Below are 470 nucleotides of genomic sequence, written 5' to 3'. Positions count from 1 at the left end.
CACCTCCGTTGCCTTCAAGTGGGGCCATTGTCCAGCCGACCCGTCGCAAATCCTGCAACTACCGGCTGAGGAATGGGGCTAATCAGGAATCCCCTTCGCTGCCGGACCGCTATAAAGAACAGTCACACGGCCTGGTGCATTTGCATCTATCTGTGATGCGAGTGCGCGCAGATCTTCGCCTGAACGATACGCATCCGGTCGCTCTCTCAGTAAAGTAATGGCCTCTTCCGCACTCAATGCATTTTTCATATCACACAGCCTTCCGATATCTCAATCCTGGCGTTGTAGTCGGTATACTTTGAGTGAACCCCTCCAAATCCTTTATGTGCCGTCAGCGCCACGCCTAAGTCTTCAACAAATTGTGGTGCATCTAACTTGAGGCTCATCGCGGATTCGTGTGGGTGCCTTGAGGCCCCTGAAGCTGCGTTGAGCCTTGGAAACAGTCCCTTCCCGCCATCCCAGAAGGTGGT

General features: G+C 53.8%; 2 protein-coding genes. One reads left to right on the top strand and one right to left on the bottom strand.

All coding sequences use genetic code 11. From position 1 onward, the window contains the following. A partial coding sequence (locus XcuCFBP2542_RS19895) for a hypothetical protein (RefSeq protein ID WP_211293048.1) occupies positions 1–218 on the top strand: 218 nt, incomplete at its 5' end. Between the two features lie 27 nt (positions 219–245). On the opposite strand, the gene XcuCFBP2542_RS19065 is transcribed toward XcuCFBP2542_RS19895, so the two are convergent. Beyond that, the coding region (locus tag XcuCFBP2542_RS19065) for a PH domain-containing protein (RefSeq protein WP_484606947.1) at positions 246–470 on the bottom strand (225 nt) is incomplete at its 5' end.

Origin of the sequence: Xanthomonas cucurbitae (assembly GCF_002939885.1) — a bacterium.
Lineage (GTDB): Bacteria > Pseudomonadota > Gammaproteobacteria > Xanthomonadales > Xanthomonadaceae > Xanthomonas > Xanthomonas cucurbitae.
This window is presented reverse-complemented; position numbering and strand designations above follow the sequence as displayed.